Below are 18,320 nucleotides of genomic sequence, written 5' to 3' on the forward strand. Positions count from 1 at the left end.
GGGTCAGCCCACGTCCCACAGGAAGCGGTGGGTGTGGATGCCGAAGTACGGGAACGGCTGGACCTCGCGGACGCCCTCGATCGGCCGGACCACGTCGTTGACGAAGTCGAGCAGCTCCTTGGGGCCGGGGGTGACCACCTCGGCGAACAGGTCGAAGCCGCCCGAGGTGAACACGGAGTAGACCACTTCGGGGTGGGCGCCAAGGGCGTCGGCGACGGCGCGCGGGTCGCCGTCCGCGGCGATGCCGAGCAGCGCCATCGCCTGGCCGCCCATGGCCATCGGGTCGGTGACCCCCACGACCTGCACGACCCGGGAGTCCAGCAGGCGCTGCAGCCGCTGGCGGGCCGCGGAGGCGGAGAGGCCGACCCTGGGTCCGAGGTCGGCGTACGCGATACGGCCGTCGGTCTGCAGCTCGCGCAGGATGGCCCGGTCGATGTCGTCCACGGGTGTCTCGGCTCTCTTCCTCAGCCGGCCAGTTCGAGCAGGGCGGCCCCGAACACGGCGGTGTGGGTGTCGACGTCGTGCTCGGTGGTGTCGGGGCACATCAGCGCCATGTTGTGGAACGGGGTGAGGAGGATGCCCCGGTTGGCGAGGTAGAGGTGCAGGAAGTCCTCCAGCTCGGCGTCGGCGGCGGCCTCGGACTCGGTGCCGGTGCGCGGGGCCGGGGAGGCGAAGCGGTACTCGGTGCGGGCGCCGAGGCGGCTGACCGACCAGGGCAGGGCGTGGGCCTCGACGGCCGCGCGGACGCCGGTCTCGAAGCGCTCGGAGAGCGCCGTCATACGGGCGAACGCCTCGTCGGTGAGCACGTGCTCCAGGGTGGCGCGGGTCGCGGCGACCGAGAGTGCGTTGCCGGCGAGGGTACCGCCGACTCCGCCCATGTCGACCAGGTCCAGGTCGGCGCGGGCGAGCAGGCGTTCGGCGAGCTCGGCGGAGAGCCCGTAGGCGCCGGCCGGGATGCCGCCGCCGATGGCCTTGCCGATGGTGAGCAGGTCGGGTTCCAGCTCCCAGGCCGCGGTGCAGCCGCCGGGTCCGGCGGAGAAGGTGTGCGTCTCGTCGTTGACGAGCAGCGTGCCGTACTGCCGGGTCAGGGCGCGTACGCCCTCCAGGTAGCCGGGTTCGGGCAGGACGATGCCGATGTTGGTGAGCGCGGGTTCCATGAGTACGGCGGCCACGTCGCCGTGGGCGAGTTCGCGCTCCAGCTGCTCCAGGTCGTTGAACTCGGCGACCCGGCTGGTCAGGGTGACGTCGCAGGGCGCGCCCACATTGCCGGGGCGGGGCGCTCCCTTGCCGTCGGGTCCGACGACGATGAGGGACTCGTCGACGCTGCCGTGGTAGCTGTAGCTGTTGACCAGGATCTTCGGCCGGCCGGTGACGGCGCGGGCGAGCCGGATCGCCCAGCGGTTGGCGTCGGTCGCGGTGAGCGAGAAGCTCCAGCGGGCGAGCCCGAAGCGGCGGGTCAGCTCCGCGCCGACCCACTCCGCGTCCTCCGTCGGCAGCATCGCGGTGGCCCCGCCCAGCTCGGCGAACCTGCGGTGCACCGCCTCGGTGACCACGGCCGGCGAGTGGCCGGCCATCGCGCCGGTGTCGCCCAGGCAGAAGTCGATGTAGGTGTGCCCGTCGACGTCGGTGACCCGGGCGCCGCGCGCGCTCGCCAGGTATCGGGGGAAGGCGCCGGCGGTCTTGTTCATCCAGGTCATCGGGACCCGGCCGAAGAGATGCTCGGCGCCGGCGTATGCCGCTCGGGAGCGGGGATTGCGCCGCTCGGCCTCGGCGCTCTCCCGGGCCAGGAGGGTGTGCAGTCGGGTGCGGTCCATGGAGTACCCCTGATCGGGAGCGGCGACGACGGAACGACGGGAGCGTACGACCGATACCGACCACATTTCAAGGCCTGACGCTCGAATCGATCGCCGGAACGACGGATTCGAGTGTCACCCCCTCTCGAGTGTGACCACACCCGAAACCCAACAACCGCACGGGCGTGACGCGTTCGAACATTCGCCCTAAAACGCCACGGTTCGCCACCCCTTCCGCCAGTTAGAAATATCTACCAGCATGCATATGCCGGGTTGGCGTGCGGACGCGAAGATTTTTCGGAGCAGTGCATGACGAACGGGATGTGGATGCAGGGTGTGGAGTGGCTCGCGGCGGCCTCGGCGGACCCGCGGGCATGCAAGTGGGAGTGGGACCACGGAGAGGGCGTCTCGCTGCTGGAGGCGGGCCGCTTCTGGGATGTGCTGAGCGTGCCCGACCGCCTCGGTCTGCTCACGCTGGACCTGCTGTGGCGGCCGTCGCTGCCGGTGCCCGGACCGACCCTGGTGGACACCGCGGCGGGCCGGGTCGGCTTCTTCCTGCCGCCCGATCCGTCCGGCGGCTGGATCGGTTCCGGGCTGCGGTACGCGTGCAAGGGGACATGGGTCGCCGTACCGCCGCCGTACCGGCCGGCGCGTTACCTCGAATGGCTGGTGCCACCCGACGGCAGCGGCGGGCTGCACGCGCCGGGCACACTGGAGCGGGCGTTGCAGGAGGCCAACGGCACACTGGCGGTGCTGCGGCCGATCAGCGCCGAGTAGCGGGGCGGCGGGGTGCCAGGACCAGGACGGTGGCCCAGCGGCCGTCCGGGTCGGCCGGCACGGCACGGCCCTGGTCCCGCCACTCCCGGACGAGCTGGGCGTAGATCGGTTCACGGCAGCACAGCGCCCGTGGCTGCGGGGCGGGGCGCCAGGGCGTCGGAGAGGTTCCGTCCATGACGGGGCAACGCCCGGAACGCGCCGGTGGTACGCGGCGTCCGACGCGCTCACCGGGTCGGGTGAGCGGGTCGCCCGATCGGGCCCACCGGCCCGTCGTACAAGCATCCCGGCGACCGGCGGCCGACAGGCGCCGCCGGGGGCACGCTCGTATCCTGGGGAGCCAGGGTTCTGACGTCCGACCCATCGCACGTTCCCTTCCACGTGCTTGGAGTCAGCCCATGTCGCACTCGTCCGCCATGCCGCGTCGCGGGGCCGCGACGGTCCTCGCCCTGGGGATCCTGTCGGCGCCGCTCGCCGGAGGGACGGCCGGCGCGCCGCCCGCCACCGTACCGGCCGCGTTCGCCGCGCCCTCCCCCACTCCGGCGCCGTCCGGCAGCGCGGACGTGCGCGGCATGACACCGGCCGTCGCCCGCCAACTCGACGCGGCCGTGCAGCACGTCATGCGTGAGGCGGACGTGCCGGGCGTGACCGTCGGCGTCTGGACCCCCGGCCAGGCCGACTACGTTCGCTCGTTCGGGACCGCGAACAAGGCCACCGGTCAGCCGATGTCGTCCGACCTGTACATGCGGATCGGCAGCGAGACCAAGATGTTCACCGTGACGGCGGTGCTGCAACTGGTCGACCAGGGCAGGGTGAGTCTGGACGACCCGATCGGCAAGTACGTCGACGGGGTGCCGAACGGCGACCGGATCACCCTGCGGGACCTGGCCGGGATGCGCAGCGGACTGTTCAACTACTCCGAGGACGACGGCTTCTTCAAGGCCCTGACCACGGACCCCCGACGCCACTTCACCCCGCAGGAGTTGCTCGGCTACTCCTTCAGGCACCCGGTGATGTTCCAGCCCGGCCAGAGGTTCTACTACTCCAACACCAACCTGATCCTGCTCGGCCTGCTCGTCGAGAAGGAGAGCGGGCAGCGGCTCGGCGACTACATCGGGCAGCACATCCTCGGTCCGGCGGGCATGCGCCACACACTGTTCCCGACCGGGAACGAGTTCCCCACCCCGCACGCGCAGGGCTACACCGACCAGACGGCGACCGGAAAGGTCGAGGAGACCGCCGGCTGGGACCCGTCCTGGGCCTGGGCGGCCGGCGCGATGATCTCCGACCTGGACGACCTGCACAGTTGGGCCCGCACGGCGGCCACGGGGGTCTTCCCCGACGGCAGGACCATGGTCAGCCCCGCGGTCCAGCGGCAGCGGCTGACGACCCCGCCCACCGGGATAGCCGGTGCCGGGTACGGCCTCGGCATCTTCGACGTCCAGGGCTGGATCGGGCACAACGGCTCACTGCCGGGCTACGAGGCCCTGACCGTCTATCTGCCGTCGACGCGGACGACCGTGGTCGTCCTGCTCAACACCGACATCAGCTACCGCGGCACCATCGAGCCCAGCACCCTCTTCGGCCAGGCGATCACCCGGATCATCTCCCCGGCCCATGCCTTCGACCTGCCCGCGCCGGCCTCCGCCACCCGGTGACCGCGCACGACACGCCGGACCTCAACTCACCCTCTGTGTACGGCATTTCAGACAGTTGACACAGAAGCGAACAGTCACCGGGCGGATTCGAAGCGATGTAACGATTCACCGTGCGGGGCCGGTCAATGACGGTGTGTACTGTGCTGCGAGCGCCACATGGGAGGGCCCTGGGCTCCCCCTGCCCACTGCTGCCCTACCCCCCTGGAAACCGATTCCATGATCGAATTACCGGAACTGGTGGCCGGTGGTCTCGCCGCCGGAACGCTCTCCGCGCTCGCCCTCGGCGGCGGCCTGCTGCGGTCGCGACGCCAGAAGGCGCGACTGCGGGCCGAGGTGGCGGAGTTACGGACCCAACTGGACGGTTCCGAGGGCGCGTTCATCTCCGAGATCGAGCATCTCGCCGCCCGCCGCATGCCCGCGGCCGCGGCCCAGCTCGCCCATCCACACCTCAAGGTGCCGGGTCCGGTGCGGCCGAACACTCCCGGGACACCGACCGGGATCGCGCTGGAATACGTGCTGACCGCGCTGCGCGAGGAGCTGACCGCGCAGCGCGTGCGGATCGACGCGGCCGCGCAGGCCGGTCTCCGGGGCGCCACCCGGGAGATCCAGGCCGCCCTGTACCGGCTGCAGGACGCGCTGCGGGGACTCCAGCAGCAGTACGACGAACCGGAGTTGGCGCAGACGCTGTTCGCGCTCGACCACGAGAACGAGCAGTCGCTGCGGCGGGCGCAGGTCGCCGCGGTGGTGTGCGGGGCCTGGGTGGGGCTGGCCCGCGAGGAGTCCCATGTGGTGGACGCGGTGACCGGTGGCCAGGCCCGGCTCGCGGGCTACGACCGGGTCAAGGTCCACAACCATCTGGAGTCGGGCACCGCCCTGGTGTCCCACGCGGTGGAGCCGGTCGCCATCATCGTCGCCGAGCTCCTCGACAACGCGCTCAGGCACTCGGCGCCGGACACCGACGTCGTGGTCAACCTGGAGCACGTCCACCACGGGGTGTGCGTCACCGTCGACGACGCGGGCCTCGGCATGACCCAGGACGAACGGGCCCGCGCCCAGCGGCTGGTGGCGGGCAGCGACCCGATCCTGCTGACCGACCTCGGCGACCCGCCGCGCATGGGGCTGGCCGCGATCGGCCAGCTCACCCGCCAGTTCGACCTGGGCGTCGACGTCTCCTCGCCCTCGCCCTACGGCGGGGTGCGCGCGGTGCTGCGGGTGGACACCCATCTGCTCGCCCGGATCGACCCGGAGGAACGGCCGCCGTCGGTCAGCGCAGCCCGCTCGACCCGGGAGCGTACGGCCCGCAGGGAACCGGTGCGCGAGCCGGCGGTGCCCACGCCACCGCCGGCCGAACCCGCGACGCCGACCCCATCCGCGCCCGCACCTGTCGTACCCGAACCCGTGCCCGCCGCGTCCGGCCAAGAGGCCGAGCACGAGCGCGCTCTCGGCCACCAGGAGCCGGGTGACCTGGGCGGTCTGCCGAGGCGGCGGCGCCGTAGCCGTACCCCGGCCGCCGGCGCACCCGAGCAGCAGCGCGCCGTGCGACGGCCCGAGGAGGCGGCCGCCGCGCTCGCGGCGCTCCAGTACGGCACCGCGGCGGCGCGGACCCCCAAGCGGGCGAGCGCGCCCGAATCCCAGCGGACCGAAGACGAAGGAGGAGCGGCCAGATGACCAGCCGCGACGCGGGCGAGACGGCATGGGTGCTGGAGCCCGTCCTGCAGGTACCGCATGTACTGGCCGCCGTCCTGCTCACCCGGGACGGCCTCGCGACCGGTTACACGGACGCCCTCTCCCAGGCGACCGCCGAGCGGGTGGCCGCGATCACCAGCACCGTGCAGGGTGCCTGCCGGGCCGCGGCCGCCGCGTTCGCGGACCGGGACCGGGCCGAGGTGCGGCAGGTGGTCATCGAGTCGGACCACGGGTACGTGCTGATCGTGCCGACCGACCACGGCACCTGTGTGGCGGCCTACGGCGACCCGGAGGTACGCCTGGACCTGCTGGCGCACCGGGTGCACTCGCAGGTGGCCCGGCTGGGCGAGAAGGCGATGGCGGCATCGCCCAGAGGTTCCGACGGCGGCGCGCCGGCATGACCGGCCGCCGTGGCGGCCGTCCCCTGGTCCCCGCGTATCTGTCGACCGGCGGGCTGGCCCGGCCCAGCCGTCCGCATCTGGAACGGCTGACGGTGCTCAGCCGCGACGGCACCCCGCTGCCCGCCGGTCTGCCCGCCGCCGAACTGGCCCTGCTGGAGCTGCTGTCCGGCGGCGCGCTGACGGTGGTGGAGGCGGCGGCGCTGCTGCGGCTGCCGGTCTCCGCCGTCCGGGTGCTGGCCGCCGACCTCGTGGACCGCGACCTGGTCCGGGCCCGCGCGCCGATCCCGCCCGCCGAACGGTTCGACCCCGACCTGCTGAAGAGAGTGGCCGATGGCCTCCGCGCCCTCAAGCACCGGTGAGCTGCCCCGCGCGGGCGGCTCCCATCTCCCCGAATCCGCCCGCGACCTGGTGAAGATCCTGGTCACGGGACCGTTCGGGGTGGGCAAGACGACCCTGATCGACTCGGTGTCGGAAATCCGCCCGCTGCACACCGAGGAGCGCCTCACCGAGGCCTCCGCCCATGTCGACGACCTCGACGGGGTGCGGGAGAAGGAGACCACGACCGTCGCGATCGACTTCGGGCGGATCAGCCTGACCGGCGGGATCGTGCTGTACCTGTTCGGGACGCCGGGACAGGACCGGTTCCGGACGCTGTGGGACGACATCTCCTACGGCGCGCTCGGCGCCCTGGTCCTGGTCGACAGCCGCCGGATCGACGCCTCGTTCGACGTGCTGGGCCTGGTGGAGGAGACGGGGCTGCCGTACGCGGTCGCCTTCAACACGTTCCCCGACGCGCCGGACCACTACACCGGCGAGCAGCTGCGGGCCGCCCTGGACCTGGAGCCGGGCACCCCGCTGGTGACCTGCGACGCACGGGACGCGCACTCCTCGGTCGACGCGCTGCTCGCCCTCGTACAGCATCTGATCGACGACCGGCCGACGGAGGCCACATGACCGCGCAGCAGTCCTTCACCGTGTCCGGTCCGGTACGGCTGTGGGAGGACGGCTTCGCCCGGAACCCGCACGGCTACTACGCGGCCCTGCGCGCCCAGGGCCCGGTCGGCTGGGCGGAGCTGGCGCCGGGCACACCCGCGTACGTGGTGACCGAGCGGCGCGCCGCCCTCGACGTGCTGCGGGACGTGGAGACCTTCTCGCACGACCCGCGGGACTGGGAGGCGACCGTCCCGGAGGACTCCCCGCTGCTCGGCATGATGCGCTGGCGGCCCAATGCCCTGTTCTCCGACTCCGACGCGCACCTGCGCTACCGGGCCACGCTCATCGACGTGTTCGACCTGATCGAGCCGCACGACCTGCGCTCGCTGGTGCACCGCGCGGTGCGGCTGCTGGTGGACCGGTTCGCGCCCCGGGGCGAGGCGGATCTCGTCGTCGATTTCGCCCGCCCGCTGATGGCGCTGGTGTTCAACAACCTGTTCGGACTGCCGGACAGCCAGGGCGACCGGCTCAACGCAGGCGTCCACAAGATGATGGAGGGCGGCGCGCAGGCCGCGGAGGGCGAGGCGGAGTTCGCCGACTACGTGCTGCAGCTGATCGCCGCCAAGGTCGAGGAGCGCGGCGAGGACCTGCCGAGCATGCTCCTGGACCATCCCGCCCGGCTCACCCCGGAGGAGGTCACCTGGCAGGTGTTCCTCACCCTCGGCGCCGGCTACGAGCCGACCACGAACCTGGTGTCCAACGCGCTCTCCCGGATCCTCGGCAACCCGCTCTACTACTCCACGCTCACCAGCGGCGCCCGCCCGGTCATGGACGCGGTGGTGGAGGTCCTGCACCACGAGACCCCGCTGTCCAACTACGGCATCTACTACGCCCGCAGGCCGCTCTCCTTCCACGGGGCGTGGGTGCGGCCGGCGATCCCGGTGGTCGTCTCCTTCGGTGCCGTGGGGCTGTTCGCCGAGCGGGAGATCACCAGCGGGCGGCGGACCGGGGACGCCTCGCACCTGTCGTGGGGGGCGGGACCGCACGCCTGCCCGGTCCGGCACCACGCGCTGCTCATCGCGACCGAGGCGATCGAACGGCTCACCCTGTGGCTGCCCGACCTCGACCCCGTCCTGCCCCGGGAACGGCTCAGCTGGCGGCCCGGCCCGTTCCACCGCTCGCTGACGTCGCTTCCCGTCCGGTTCAGCCCCCGCTCCCCCGACCAGCCTGGAGAGACGTCGTGACCGTCACCGACCGCATCGCTCTCGACCCGTTCGGCTCCGACATCCCGGCCGAGAGCGCACGGTTGCGCGCCCTCGGCCCCGTCGTGCCCGTCGAACTGCCGGGCGGCATCCCCGCCTGGGCGCCGACCGGCTACGACGTCCTCAAGGAGCTGATCCTCGATCCCGAGGTCAGCAAGGACCCGCGCAAGCACTGGCGGCTCTGGCCGGAGATCGGCGAGCACCCCTCCTGGGGCTGGATCCTGGGCTGGGTCGGCGTGATCAACATGCTGTCCTCCTACGGCCCGGACCACACCCGGCTGCGCAAGCTGGTGGCGCCGAGCTTCACCCACCGCCGTACCGAGGCGATGCTGCCGCGGGTCGCGGCGATCACCGCGGAGCTGCTGGACGGCGTTGCGGCGGCCGGCGCCGACGGCGCGGTGGTGGACCTGCGGGCCGAGCTGGCGCACCCGCTGCCGATGCGGATGATCTGCGAACTCTTCGGTGTCCCGGACGAGTTGCGGGACGCCACCGGTGAGCTGATCGCGGCCATCATGGACACCTCCGACCCGAGCCCGGAGCACGCCGCGTTCGTGCAGGAGCGGATCGGCACGGTCCTCGGCGCGCTCATCGCGCACAAGACCGAGCACCCGGGCGACGACATGACCACCGAGCTCATCCGGGTCCGCGACGAGGACGGCGACCGGCTCGGCGACGAGGAGCTGCTCTACACCCTGCTGCTGGTCATCGGCGCCGGCTTCGAGACCACCGTCAACCTGATCGGCAACGCGGTGGTGGCGCTGCTGACGCATCCGGTGCAGCTGGCGGCGGTGCGCTCGGGGACGGTCGGCTGGGACGCGGTGATCGACGAGACGCTGCGGGTGCACCCGTCGATCGCCTCGCTGCCGCTGCGGTTCGCGGTGAGCGACCTGAAGGTCGGGAACGTCACCATCCCGGCCGGGGACGCGATCATCACGACGTACGCGGCGGCGGGCGTGGATCCGGAGCGCTATGGCCCCGACGCGGCCGTGTTCGACGCGGGGCGCGGCGCCGACGACCATCTCTCGTTCGGGATCGGGGTGCACCGCTGCATCGGCGCGCCGCTGGCCCGGGCGGAGGCGCTGGCCGCGCTGCCCGCGCTGTTCGACCGCTTCCCGGGGCTGCGGCTGGCGGTCGGGGAGCAGGAACTGCGCCAGGTGCCGTCGTTCATCGCGTTCGGCTGGCAGGAGATCCCGGTACGGCTCGGCGGGTGAGGCGCGGACCGCGGGGGCGTCGACCGGTCCCCCGTTCCGGTCGTGCCCCCGCGTACCGTGAACTTACGTGCGGATCCGGCCGTTGGGTATCGCGCCGATGCCCGTTCGGGCACGCCGAGGGCTCACCGGTGCACAGGTGAGTCCGGTTGACCCGGATTCGCCCGGTGCAGGACGGGTGCGGTGAGGTCGCCGAGGACGAGATGGGCGAGGACGACCTCGTACAGGTCGGTGCCGGCGGCCAGCAGCTGGCGTTCCAGGACGGGTTCGGCGCCCCGGACGTGTTCGCGGACGGTCTGGGCGTGCATGCCCAGGTCCTGGGCGGCCCGTTCGGCGTTGCCGCCCGCCGCGATCCAGGCGCGCAGGGTACCGCGCAGGTCCCTGCCGTCCTGGGTCAGGCGGTCCAGGAGGTCCTGCGCCCAGGCGCGCAACGCGGGCGAGGCCAGCAGGTCGGCCAGCCGGACACCGGACGCCCGGGGCGCCGCCCGGACGAGGTCCTCCGTGCGGGCCGCCTGGGTGTTGAGGGCCAGATGGGCGGTGGCGCGCACGGTGAGGTCGGAGAAGTCGGCGCCCAGCAGCGCCTCGACGCGGTCCATGCGGGCACGGACGGTGTTGCGGCTGACGCCGAGGACCTTGGCCGCGTTGACGGCGGTGCACTCCAGACCCAGGCGGGTGGTGGCGAGGAGTTCGGCGCGGGTGTGGTGGGGCAGGACGTCGAGCGGCCGCAGCACGGCGGTGGACCAGGTGTGCAGCGCGGCGGGGTCCATCAGCCGTTCCGGGTGGGTGCGTTCGGCGTAGACGGCGGACTGGTCGGGGCGGAAGTGCGCGACGGCGAGGGCGCTGACGGCCTGGCCGTAGGCGGTGGCGGTACGCCCGAGGCTCTGCCGGACGCTGCCGCCGAGGAAGATGCCGGGGCGGCCGTCGACGAGCGTGCGCAGCCACTCCCCCGCCGTGGGCGCCGGGCTGACCACGATCACATGGCTGTCGATCGCGGGGCAGCGGACCACCAGGGCCTGGCCGCGGGTGATGTCGAGGCAGTCCTCGGCGAGCCCGTCGCGTTCCGCCGGGTGCGTCTCGACGACGTACACACTGGCGCTGTCGGTGTCGAGGAGGCCGGGCCACAGGCCGGCGGCGACCCGGCGGGCGGCGACCGTGTCCTCCACCATCAGCAGCTGCAGGATGGCGAGGCGCAGATCGGCGGTGGCCCGCCGGAGCCGGTCGCCGGCCGTCGTCAGTTCGCGTTCCCTGAGGAGGAGTTCGACCATTCCGGCGGCGTGGGTGACGATCTCGGCGGCGCGCCGGTCGAAGGGGGTGGCGCGGGCCACGGCGAGCAGTCCGGCGGCCGCCGGGCGCGGTTCGGGGCCGTTGACGGCCACCAGGCGCAGGTGCCGGTCGCCGTCCTGGACGGCGGCGGAGGAGATCCGCCCGGCGACCACGTCGGCCACGAGTCCCTCGTCGAGGGGGATCCGCTCCCCGGCCAGCAGCGTCCCGTCGGCGGCCTGCAGGCAGACGGTCGCCGGCACGGCTCCGGCGAGCCAGCCCACGACCCGGCGCGGGTCGCGGGCGCCCGGGCGCAGATGGTCGAGCAGCTGCGCGGCCCAGCCGTCGCCGTCGGGGTGTCGGGGGTGCGGGCCCTCGCCGGCTCGGCCTGCCATCTTGCCCTGCTCCTCGTCCATCGCGTTGACCTCGGCCTATGGACGTTACCCGATGAACCCGGCCGGGTCCCGGCCCGCGATACCGGACACGACTCCGCCGGCGGCCCTCGGGGGAGGGGCCGCCGGCGGACAGCGCCGCACCCGGAGCGGGGGGAGGCCCCGGGCGGCTCGTACGTCGGGTGCCCGGGAAGCGGGCGGGTATGCACATGGATTCCGGCGAGATTTTTTCGACGGACGGCGGGGGAAGGAGCGAGTGCCGCCAGCGGGTGGGCGGGCGTGCGGGAGTCGGCGTGCCGATGTGCCGATGTGCTGTGGCGGAGCCGCGGGCGTCCGGTCGGGCTACGCGGCCTCCGACGTGGGCACCTCGGCCGGGCACCGCCGGGCGTCGGGCGTGAGGCGGCGGCGGGCGAACCGCTCGTCGGTGCTGTCCGAGCCGGTCGCTCCGGCAGACCCTGCTCGGTGAGCCGGACGGTCGGGACCCTGCCGTCGCCGGACTTCATCGGCAGCGCGGCAGGTGAATCCTCGCCCGGCACGAATGCACGGCACGGGGCCCGCAGGCCCGCCCTCGCGGTCGTACGGCATAAGCTCGGCGGATGGCGAAGTACTTCGACGTGCACCCCGACAACCCGCAGCCGCGCAGCATCTCCCAGATCGCCGACTCGGTGCGGTCCGGGTCGCTCATCGCGTATCCCACCGACTCCTGCTACGCGCTGGGCTGCCAGCTCGGCAGCCGGGACGGCATCGACCGGATCCGCTCCATCCGGCACCTGGACGACCGGCACCACTTCACCCTGATGTGCCGTGACTTCGCCCAGCTCGGCCAGTTCGTGCGCGTGGACAACGACGTGTTCCGGGCCGTGAAGGCGTCGACCCCCGGCAGCTACACCTTCATCCTCCCGGCGACCCGGGAGGTGCCGCGCAAGCTGCTGCACCCGAAGAAGAAGACCGTCGGTGTGCGCATCCCCGACCATGTGGTCACCCAGGCGCTGCTGGCGGAGCTGGGCGAGCCGCTGCTGTCCAGCACCCTCCTGCTGCCCGACGAGGAGGAGCCGCTGACCCAGGGCTGGGAGATCAAGGACCGGCTCGACCACCAGGTGGACGCGGTGGTCGACTCCGGGGAGTGCGGCACCGAGCCGACCACGGTCATCGACTTCTCCGGCGGCGAGGCGGAGATCGTCCGCCGGGGCGCGGGGGACACCTCGCGCTTCGAGTGACCACTTCCGGCTCCCCCGGAACGGCTCTCCCACCGTCGCGTGCCACGATGATCAGGACATGCCGCGCCGGGTGTCCCGCACCCCGACGCCGACTCCACAGAGAGGCACTTGCGCCATGACCGCCGTACAGGGAACCGACGTGGACATCACCACCGCGGACGGTGTCGCCGACGCCTACCTGGCCCACCCAGCCGACGGGCTCCCGCACCCGGGAGTGCTCTTCTACCAGGACGCCTTCGGGATCCGCCCGCACCTGAAGTCGATGGCGGACCGGCTGGCCGGCGAGGGCTACACGGTGCTGGTCCCGAACGTCTTCTACCGCCACGGCCGCACGCCGGTCGGGGAGCTGCCGGAGTTCATCGACCCCTCCGTGGACCCGACGATCTGGCAGCGGATCATGCCGGTGATGATGTCGCTGACCCCGGACCTGAGCGACCGGGACTCGGCCGCCTACCTGGACTGGCTGGCCGCGAGCCCGCTGGTGGCCGACGGGCCGGTCGCGATCACCGGCTACTGCATGGGCGCCCGGCTCGCGATGCGGACCGCGGCAGCGTTCCCTGACCGGGTCGCGGCCACGGGCGGCTTCCACGGCGGCCGGATGGTCACCGACGGCGCGGACAGCCCGCACCTGCTGGCCGACCGGGTCACCGCCGAGCTGTACTTCGGTTTCGCGGACCAGGACCAGTCGATGACCGAGGAGCAGATCCGCACCTTCCAGGAGGCGCTCGACGCCGCCGGGGTCCGCAACACGGTGGAGATCTACCGGGGCGCGGAGCACGGCTACACCCAGGCCGACACCCCGTCGTACTCCGCCGAGGCCGCCGAGCGGCACTGGGACGCACTGCTCGGCCTGCTGAAGCGCACGTTCTGAGCCGATCACGTCCGCGTCACGGGGCTCCCGCCGATCGGCGGGGGCCCCGATTTCGTTCCGCACATTGACATGCACCCGCCCCACCGGCACGCTGAGAGCGCTCTCAGAATTGGTCCGGACCAATGTCCGTGCCAACCCCGACCCCACACGGAGGTGGAGAGTGCGCACAGGACTCGCACGCCGGACGCTGCCCCTGGCGGCCACGGCGGCGCTGCTCGGCGGGGCGCTCACCCTGGGCACCCCGCACCCGGCCGACGCGGCGGTACCGGACACGATCCCGCTGAAGATCACCAACAACTCCGGCCGCGGTGACCAGGTGTACGTCTACGACCTCGGCACCCAGCTCTCCTCCGGGAAGCAGGGCTACGCCGACGCGAACGGCACCTTCCACGCCTGGCCGGCCGGCGGCAACCCGCCGACCCCGGCGCCGGACGCCTCGATCACCGGTCCGGCGGCGGGCCAGTCGAAGACGATCCGGATCCCGAAGTTCTCCGGGCGGATCTACTTCTCCTACGGCCAGAAGCTCGACTTCCGGCTGACCACCGGCGGTCTGGTGCAGCCCGCGGTGCAGAACCCGACCGACCCCAACCGCAACATCCTCTTCAACTGGTCCGAGTACACGCTCAACGACTCGGGCCTGTGGATCAACAGCACCCAGGTGGACATGTTCTCGGTGCCCTACGCGGTCGGGGTGCAGCGCGCCGACGGCAGCACGGCCGGCACCGGGCACCTCAAGTCGGGCGGCTACAACGGGTTCTTCAGCGCCCTGCGCGGACAGCCCGGCGGCTGGGCGAACCTCATCCAGACCAGGTCCGACGGCACGGTGCTCCGCGCGCTCTCCCCGCTGTACGGCGTGGAGACCGGCGCGCTCCCGTCCACCGTCATGGACGACTACGTCAACCGGGTCTGGTCGAAGTACGCGTCGTCGACCCTGACCGTCACCCCGTTCGCGGACCAGCCGAACACCAAGTACTACGGCCGGGTCTCGGGCAACGTCATGAACTTCACCAACTCCTCCGGTGCGGTGGTGACGAGCTTCCAGAAGCCGGACGCGAACAGCATCTTCGGCTGCCACAACCTGCTCGACGCGCCCAACGACCAGGTCCGCGGCCCGATCTCCCGCACGCTGTGCGCGGGGTTCAACCGCTCGACCCTGCTGACGAGCGCGAACCAGCCGGACACCAACCCGGCGGACTTCTACCTCGACCCGGTCACCAACCACTACGCGCGCAAGATCCACGCGCAGATGGCGGACGGCAAGGCGTACGCCTTCGCCTTCGACGACGTCGGCAACCAGGAGTCCCTGGTCAACGACGGAAGTCCGCAGCAGGCGTACCTGACGCTGGACCCGCTGAGCTGACACGGCCGAGCGGCCCGTGACCGGAATCCGGTCACGGGCCGCTCAACTGCCCTGCGTCAGCCGGTCGTGACGGCGGTGTCGTCGACGACGAAGCTGGTCTGGAGCGAGGAGTCCTCGACACCGCTGAACTTCAGGGTGACGGTCGAGCCCGCGAAGGAACCGAGGCTGAAGGACTTCTGGGTGTAGCCGGAGGCCGCGTTGAGGTTGGAGTACGTGGCCAGGGTGGTCGAACCGGCGGTGACCGTCAGCTTGTCGTACTGGGTGCTGGTGGTGGTCTCGCTGGTGTCGATGTGCAGGTAGAACGTGAACGTGGTGTTGGTGCAGCCGCTCGGGATCGTCACCGACTGGGACAGCGTGTCGGTGTGGGTCGATCCGTAGCCGTCGAGCCAGGCGTAGTAGGAACCGCCGTGTGCGGACTCACTGCTGGAGTTGGTGACGACTCCGCTGGTCGCCGTCCACGTGGTGTTGCCCGACTCGAAGCCGTTGTTGCCCAGCAGCTGCGAGGAGGTGCAGGTGCCGCCACCCCCGCTGGAACTGACGGTCCAGGTGAAGGAGGCCGTGCCGGTGGCACCGGTGGAGTCGGTCACCGTGACGGTCGTGCTGTAGGTGCCCGCCGTCGTGGGTGTGCCGGTGATGGCGCCGGTCGAGCTGCTGATCGACAGGCCGGTCGGCAGGCCGGTCGCCGCGTAGGTCAGCGAGCCGCTGTTGGTGCTGCTCGCCGAGATCTGCAGGCTCACCGAGGTGCCCACGGTCGAGGACTGGCTGCCCGGGTTGGTCACCGTGACACCCGAGGTGGGCACGGTGATGTGGCTGCCGACGTTGATGCCGGCGAACGCGTTGCCGACCCCGGCGTACTGGGTGGAGCTGGAGCCGTACAGCGCGGAGGCCGCGTTGAGGGCCGCGGTGCGGGCCGCCGCGTAGTTGGTGCTGGAGGTCATGTACGTCGTCAGCGCCTTGTACCAGATCTGCAGGGCCGCGGCCCGGCCGATGCCCGCCACGGCGACGCCGTCGGAGGTGGGGCTGTTGTAGGTGACGCCGTTGATGGTCTTGCTGCCGCTGCCCTCGGACAGCAGGTAGAACATGTGGTTCGCGGGTCCCGAGGAGTAGTGCACGTCGAGGTTGCCGACGCCCGAGTACCAGCTGTCGGCCGACGAACCGTCCTTGTCCGGCTCGTCCATGTACCGCAGCGGCGTGCCGTCGCCGTTGATGTCGATCTTCTCGCCGATGAGGTAGTCACCGACGTCGGTGGAGTTGGCCGCGTAGAACTCCACGCCGGTGCCGAAGATGTCGGAGGTCGCCTCGTTCAACCCGCCCGACTCACCCGTGTAGTTGAGACCGGCCGTGTTCGAGGTGACGCCGTGGCTCATCTCGTGGCCGGCCACGTCCAGCGAGGTCAGCGCGTGGGTGCCGCCGGAGCCGTCGCCGTAGGTCATGCAGAAGCAGTCGTCGTCCCAGAAGGCGTTGACGTAGCTGCTGCTGTAGTGGACGCGGGAGTAGGCCGCGACACCGTCGTTCTTGATGCCGCTGCGCCCGAAGGTGTTCTTGTAGAAGTCCCAGGTCATCTGGGCGCCGTAGGCGGCGTCGGCGCCGGCGGTCTGGGTGTTGGAGCCGGATCCGGTGCCCCAGACGTCGTCGGAGTCGGTCATCAGGGTGCCGGTGCCCGACGTGGCGTTGTTGAGGTTGTACGTCTTGTGGCCGCCGCGCGTGGTGTCGTACAGCTGGTACGTCGACCCCGACAGCGTCGTGTTGAGGGTCACCGTGCCGCTGTACTGGGTGTTGCCGGTGCCGGTCTGGACCGCCTGGTAGCGGTACAGCTCCTTGCCGGTGGTGGCGTCCGTGACGACGTGCAGCTTGCTGGGCGTGCCGTCGTCCTGGAAGCCGCCGATCACGGTCTCCCAGGCCAGCTTCGGAGTGCCGTTGCCGGCCCAGATCACCTTGCGGGCGCTGTCGGCGGCGGGCTTCTGCGCGTCGAGGGCCTTGGCGGTCTTCAGCGCCCTGGTCTCGGCGGCGGACTTGGCGACGGTCGCGGTGGTGGAGGCGACCTTGATGGTGTGCTTGTTGTTGAAGGTGGTGCTGACCGTGCCGGCCGCGAGGGAGGCGGGCGGGGTGTGCACGATCAGGTCGCCGCCGAGGACGGGCAGTCCGGCGTACGTCCGCTCGTAACGGGTGTGCAGGGTACCGTCGTTGTCCTTGACGACGTCCTTGACGACCAGCTTCTCCTTGGCACCCAGGCCGATCGTGCGGGCCGTCGTGCCGGTCTTCTGCTGGGCGCTCTTGATCAGCGCGGTGTGCTGCGCGGGGCTGAGCTTGGCCTCCAGGCCGCCCGTACGCACGGGGCTGGGGTGGGGGGCGGCAGGCTGGGCGTTCGCCGGGACCGACTGGATGCCGACGGCGAGGAAGGCCGCGGTGGAGACCAGGGCGGCCCCTACCGTCGCGCGTCTGTGGGGAAGACGTCTCACTCGTACTCCTCCTGCTGCGGCCGCCGGGTCGCGGCCGGTGACAGACCGGGCAGACGGGTGTGCTGTCCGGGACGAGCTGAGCTGTGCGGGAACCGGGATCCGGGATCCTGCACCGGGAAACGCGGTGGGCGATCCGGGATCCGTGCACACGCCGTGGAGAGATGGAGAAAGCGTGTGCTGAGCGAGGATTCCAGTTTTGACCCGCACATGTCAGCCACGTCGAGGTCAATCGAGGGTTTTCCCTATCCACCGTGGGGTCGCCGGGGCGGGCGTCGACTCAGGCGGCGACTCAGCAGGTCGGCGTACGCACCATGAACACGTCCACCGCGTCCTCGGCCTCGACCGTGAATCCGTGCCGCTCGTACAGCCGTCGGGCCGCGCTGCCCCGCAGGACGTTCAGCCGGACCACGACACCGTCACGGTCGCACCGCTCCAGCAGCTCGCGCAGCACGGCCGAACCGACGCCGGCACCCTGAACGGCCGGGTCCAGATAGAAATGTTCCAGCCAGTGGGCGTCCCCGGCCGGGCGCAGCGCCACACAGCCGGCGAAGCCTCCGCCCACCTCGATCACCCAGGTGTGCGCCGCGTCGAACCCGTCCCGCAGCCGCTGCCGGACCCGCCGGGGGTCGTACCGGCCCAGCCGCTCCAGATCGGCCCGCAACACGACGGCACGCAGCTCGGCCACCGCCTCGACATCCGCCACCGACGCCGGCCGCATCTCCCAGTCCCCCATGGTCATCAGACTATCCCGGGGCCGGTGGGGGCCGTGGGGCCTGGAGGTCGCGGGGCCGGCGGGGGCCCGCAAGGGCCGGCGGGGGCCCGCGAGGGCCGGTGCGGACCCGTGGGGCCGGTGCGGACCCGTGGGGCCGGTGCGGACCCGTGGGGCCGGTGCGGACCCGGGGGGCCGGTGCGGACCCGGGGGGCCATGGGGGCAGGCGGGGGCCGGTGCGGACCCGGGGGGCCGGTGCGGACCCGGGGGGCCATGGGGGCAGGCGGGGGCCGGTGCGGACCCGGGGGGCCATGGGGGCAGGCGGGGGCCGGTGCGG

17 protein-coding genes are annotated in these 18,320 nt (G+C 72.1%); 11 read left to right on the forward strand and 6 right to left on the reverse strand.

Going from position 1 to position 18,320, the window contains the following annotated elements; all coding sequences use genetic code 11:
• Nucleotides 1–3 precede the first annotated feature (3 nt).
• Together ACFZDK_RS35935 and ACFZDK_RS35940 are read right to left on the reverse strand one after the other, a co-directional pair.
• On the reverse strand, nt 4–444 hold the full coding sequence (locus tag ACFZDK_RS35935) for an AsnC family transcriptional regulator (protein ID WP_390978545.1): 441 nt from the start codon (nt 442–444) through the stop codon (nt 4–6).
• A 20-nt stretch (nt 445–464) separates the two neighbouring features.
• On the reverse strand, nt 465–1,814 hold the full coding sequence (locus ACFZDK_RS35940; RefSeq protein ID WP_390978548.1) for a transaminase: 1,350 nt from the start codon (nt 1,812–1,814) through the stop codon (nt 465–467).
• Nucleotides 1,815–2,102: 288 nt separating this feature from the next.
• Here ACFZDK_RS35940 and ACFZDK_RS35945 point away from each other — a divergent pair, with 288 nt between their 5' ends.
• Nucleotides 2,103–2,570 carry a hypothetical protein gene (locus ACFZDK_RS35945; RefSeq protein ID WP_390978550.1) on the forward strand — a complete coding sequence of 156 codons (468 nt, stop codon included), beginning with the start codon at nt 2,103–2,105 and terminating at the stop codon, nt 2,568–2,570.
• On the opposite strand, the gene ACFZDK_RS35950 is transcribed toward ACFZDK_RS35945, so the two are convergent.
• Nucleotides 2,557–2,745 carry a hypothetical protein gene (locus tag ACFZDK_RS35950; RefSeq protein WP_390978552.1) on the reverse strand — a complete coding sequence of 63 codons (189 nt, stop codon included), beginning with the start codon at nt 2,743–2,745 and terminating at the stop codon, nt 2,557–2,559. The two genes, ACFZDK_RS35945 and ACFZDK_RS35950, sit on opposite strands and share 14 nt — an antisense overlap.
• A gap of 220 nt (nt 2,746–2,965) precedes the next feature.
• Between ACFZDK_RS35950 and ACFZDK_RS35955 the strand changes: the two genes are divergently transcribed.
• The 7 genes from ACFZDK_RS35955 (at nt 2,966) to ACFZDK_RS35985 (ending at nt 9,718) form a co-directional block, all read left to right on the forward strand.
• Nucleotides 2,966–4,225 carry a serine hydrolase gene (locus tag ACFZDK_RS35955; RefSeq protein WP_390978554.1) on the forward strand — a complete coding sequence of 420 codons (1,260 nt, stop codon included), beginning with the start codon at nt 2,966–2,968 and terminating at the stop codon, nt 4,223–4,225.
• A gap of 216 nt (nt 4,226–4,441) precedes the next feature.
• A complete protein-coding gene (locus ACFZDK_RS35960; RefSeq protein ID WP_390978556.1) occupies nt 4,442–5,893 on the forward strand; it encodes an ATP-binding protein in 1,452 nt (483 codons plus the stop codon).
• Nucleotides 5,890–6,312, forward strand: coding sequence for a roadblock/LC7 domain-containing protein (locus ACFZDK_RS35965; protein ID WP_365681916.1), 423 nt, complete (start codon nt 5,890–5,892; stop codon nt 6,310–6,312). The genes ACFZDK_RS35960 and ACFZDK_RS35965 overlap by 4 nt, the downstream gene beginning before the upstream one ends.
• The gene (locus ACFZDK_RS35970) at nt 6,309–6,671 is read left to right on the forward strand and encodes a DUF742 domain-containing protein (RefSeq protein ID WP_355722130.1); all 363 of its coding nucleotides are present in this window, start codon (nt 6,309–6,311) and stop codon (nt 6,669–6,671) included. The genes ACFZDK_RS35965 and ACFZDK_RS35970 overlap by 4 nt, the downstream gene beginning before the upstream one ends.
• On the forward strand, nt 6,643–7,266 hold the full coding sequence (locus ACFZDK_RS35975; protein WP_390978559.1) for an ATP/GTP-binding protein: 624 nt from the start codon (nt 6,643–6,645) through the stop codon (nt 7,264–7,266). The genes ACFZDK_RS35970 and ACFZDK_RS35975 overlap by 29 nt, the downstream gene beginning before the upstream one ends.
• Nucleotides 7,263–8,489, forward strand: coding sequence for a cytochrome P450 (locus ACFZDK_RS35980; RefSeq protein ID WP_390978561.1), 1,227 nt, complete (start codon nt 7,263–7,265; stop codon nt 8,487–8,489). Before ACFZDK_RS35975 ends, ACFZDK_RS35980 begins: the two co-directional genes overlap by 4 nt.
• Nucleotides 8,486–9,718 (forward strand): cytochrome P450, encoded by a 1,233-nt coding sequence (locus ACFZDK_RS35985; RefSeq protein WP_390978563.1) that lies wholly within the window; start codon nt 8,486–8,488, stop codon nt 9,716–9,718. The genes ACFZDK_RS35980 and ACFZDK_RS35985 overlap by 4 nt, the downstream gene beginning before the upstream one ends.
• 122 nt (nt 9,719–9,840) lie before the next feature.
• Here ACFZDK_RS35985 and ACFZDK_RS35990 read toward each other — a convergent pair whose 3' ends face one another.
• A complete protein-coding gene (locus ACFZDK_RS35990) occupies nt 9,841–11,370 on the reverse strand; it encodes a helix-turn-helix domain-containing protein (RefSeq protein ID WP_390978727.1) in 1,530 nt (509 codons plus the stop codon).
• 593 nt (nt 11,371–11,963) lie between these two features.
• On the opposite strand from ACFZDK_RS35990, the gene ACFZDK_RS35995 reads away from it, so the two are divergent.
• The 3 genes from ACFZDK_RS35995 to ACFZDK_RS36005 all read left to right on the forward strand — a co-directional run bounded on the left by ACFZDK_RS35995 (nt 11,964) and on the right by ACFZDK_RS36005 (nt 14,815).
• Nucleotides 11,964–12,584 (forward strand): L-threonylcarbamoyladenylate synthase, encoded by a 621-nt coding sequence (locus tag ACFZDK_RS35995; protein WP_390978565.1) that lies wholly within the window; start codon nt 11,964–11,966, stop codon nt 12,582–12,584.
• Between the two features lie 115 nt (nt 12,585–12,699).
• The gene (locus tag ACFZDK_RS36000) at nt 12,700–13,455 is read left to right on the forward strand and encodes a dienelactone hydrolase family protein (RefSeq protein ID WP_390978567.1); all 756 of its coding nucleotides are present in this window, start codon (nt 12,700–12,702) and stop codon (nt 13,453–13,455) included.
• Between the two features lie 187 nt (nt 13,456–13,642).
• Nucleotides 13,643–14,815: a beta-1,3-glucanase family protein gene (locus tag ACFZDK_RS36005; RefSeq protein WP_390978729.1), complete on the forward strand. Its 1,173-nt coding sequence runs from the start codon at nt 13,643–13,645 to the stop codon at nt 14,813–14,815.
• Nucleotides 14,816–14,871: 56 nt separating this feature from the next.
• Here the strand turns inward: ACFZDK_RS36005 and ACFZDK_RS36010 are convergent, their stop codons facing one another.
• Together ACFZDK_RS36010 and ACFZDK_RS36015 are read right to left on the reverse strand one after the other, a co-directional pair.
• A complete protein-coding gene (locus ACFZDK_RS36010) occupies nt 14,872–17,274 on the reverse strand; it encodes a M4 family metallopeptidase (RefSeq protein WP_390978569.1) in 2,403 nt (800 codons plus the stop codon).
• A 289-nt stretch (nt 17,275–17,563) separates the two neighbouring features.
• Nucleotides 17,564–18,007: a GNAT family N-acetyltransferase gene (locus tag ACFZDK_RS36015; protein ID WP_390978571.1), complete on the reverse strand. Its 444-nt coding sequence runs from the start codon at nt 18,005–18,007 to the stop codon at nt 17,564–17,566.
• Nucleotides 18,008–18,320 lie beyond the last annotated feature (313 nt).

The organism is Streptomyces sp. NPDC007901 (genome assembly GCF_042959465.1).
Classification (GTDB): Bacteria; Actinomycetota; Actinomycetes; order Streptomycetales; family Streptomycetaceae; genus Streptomyces.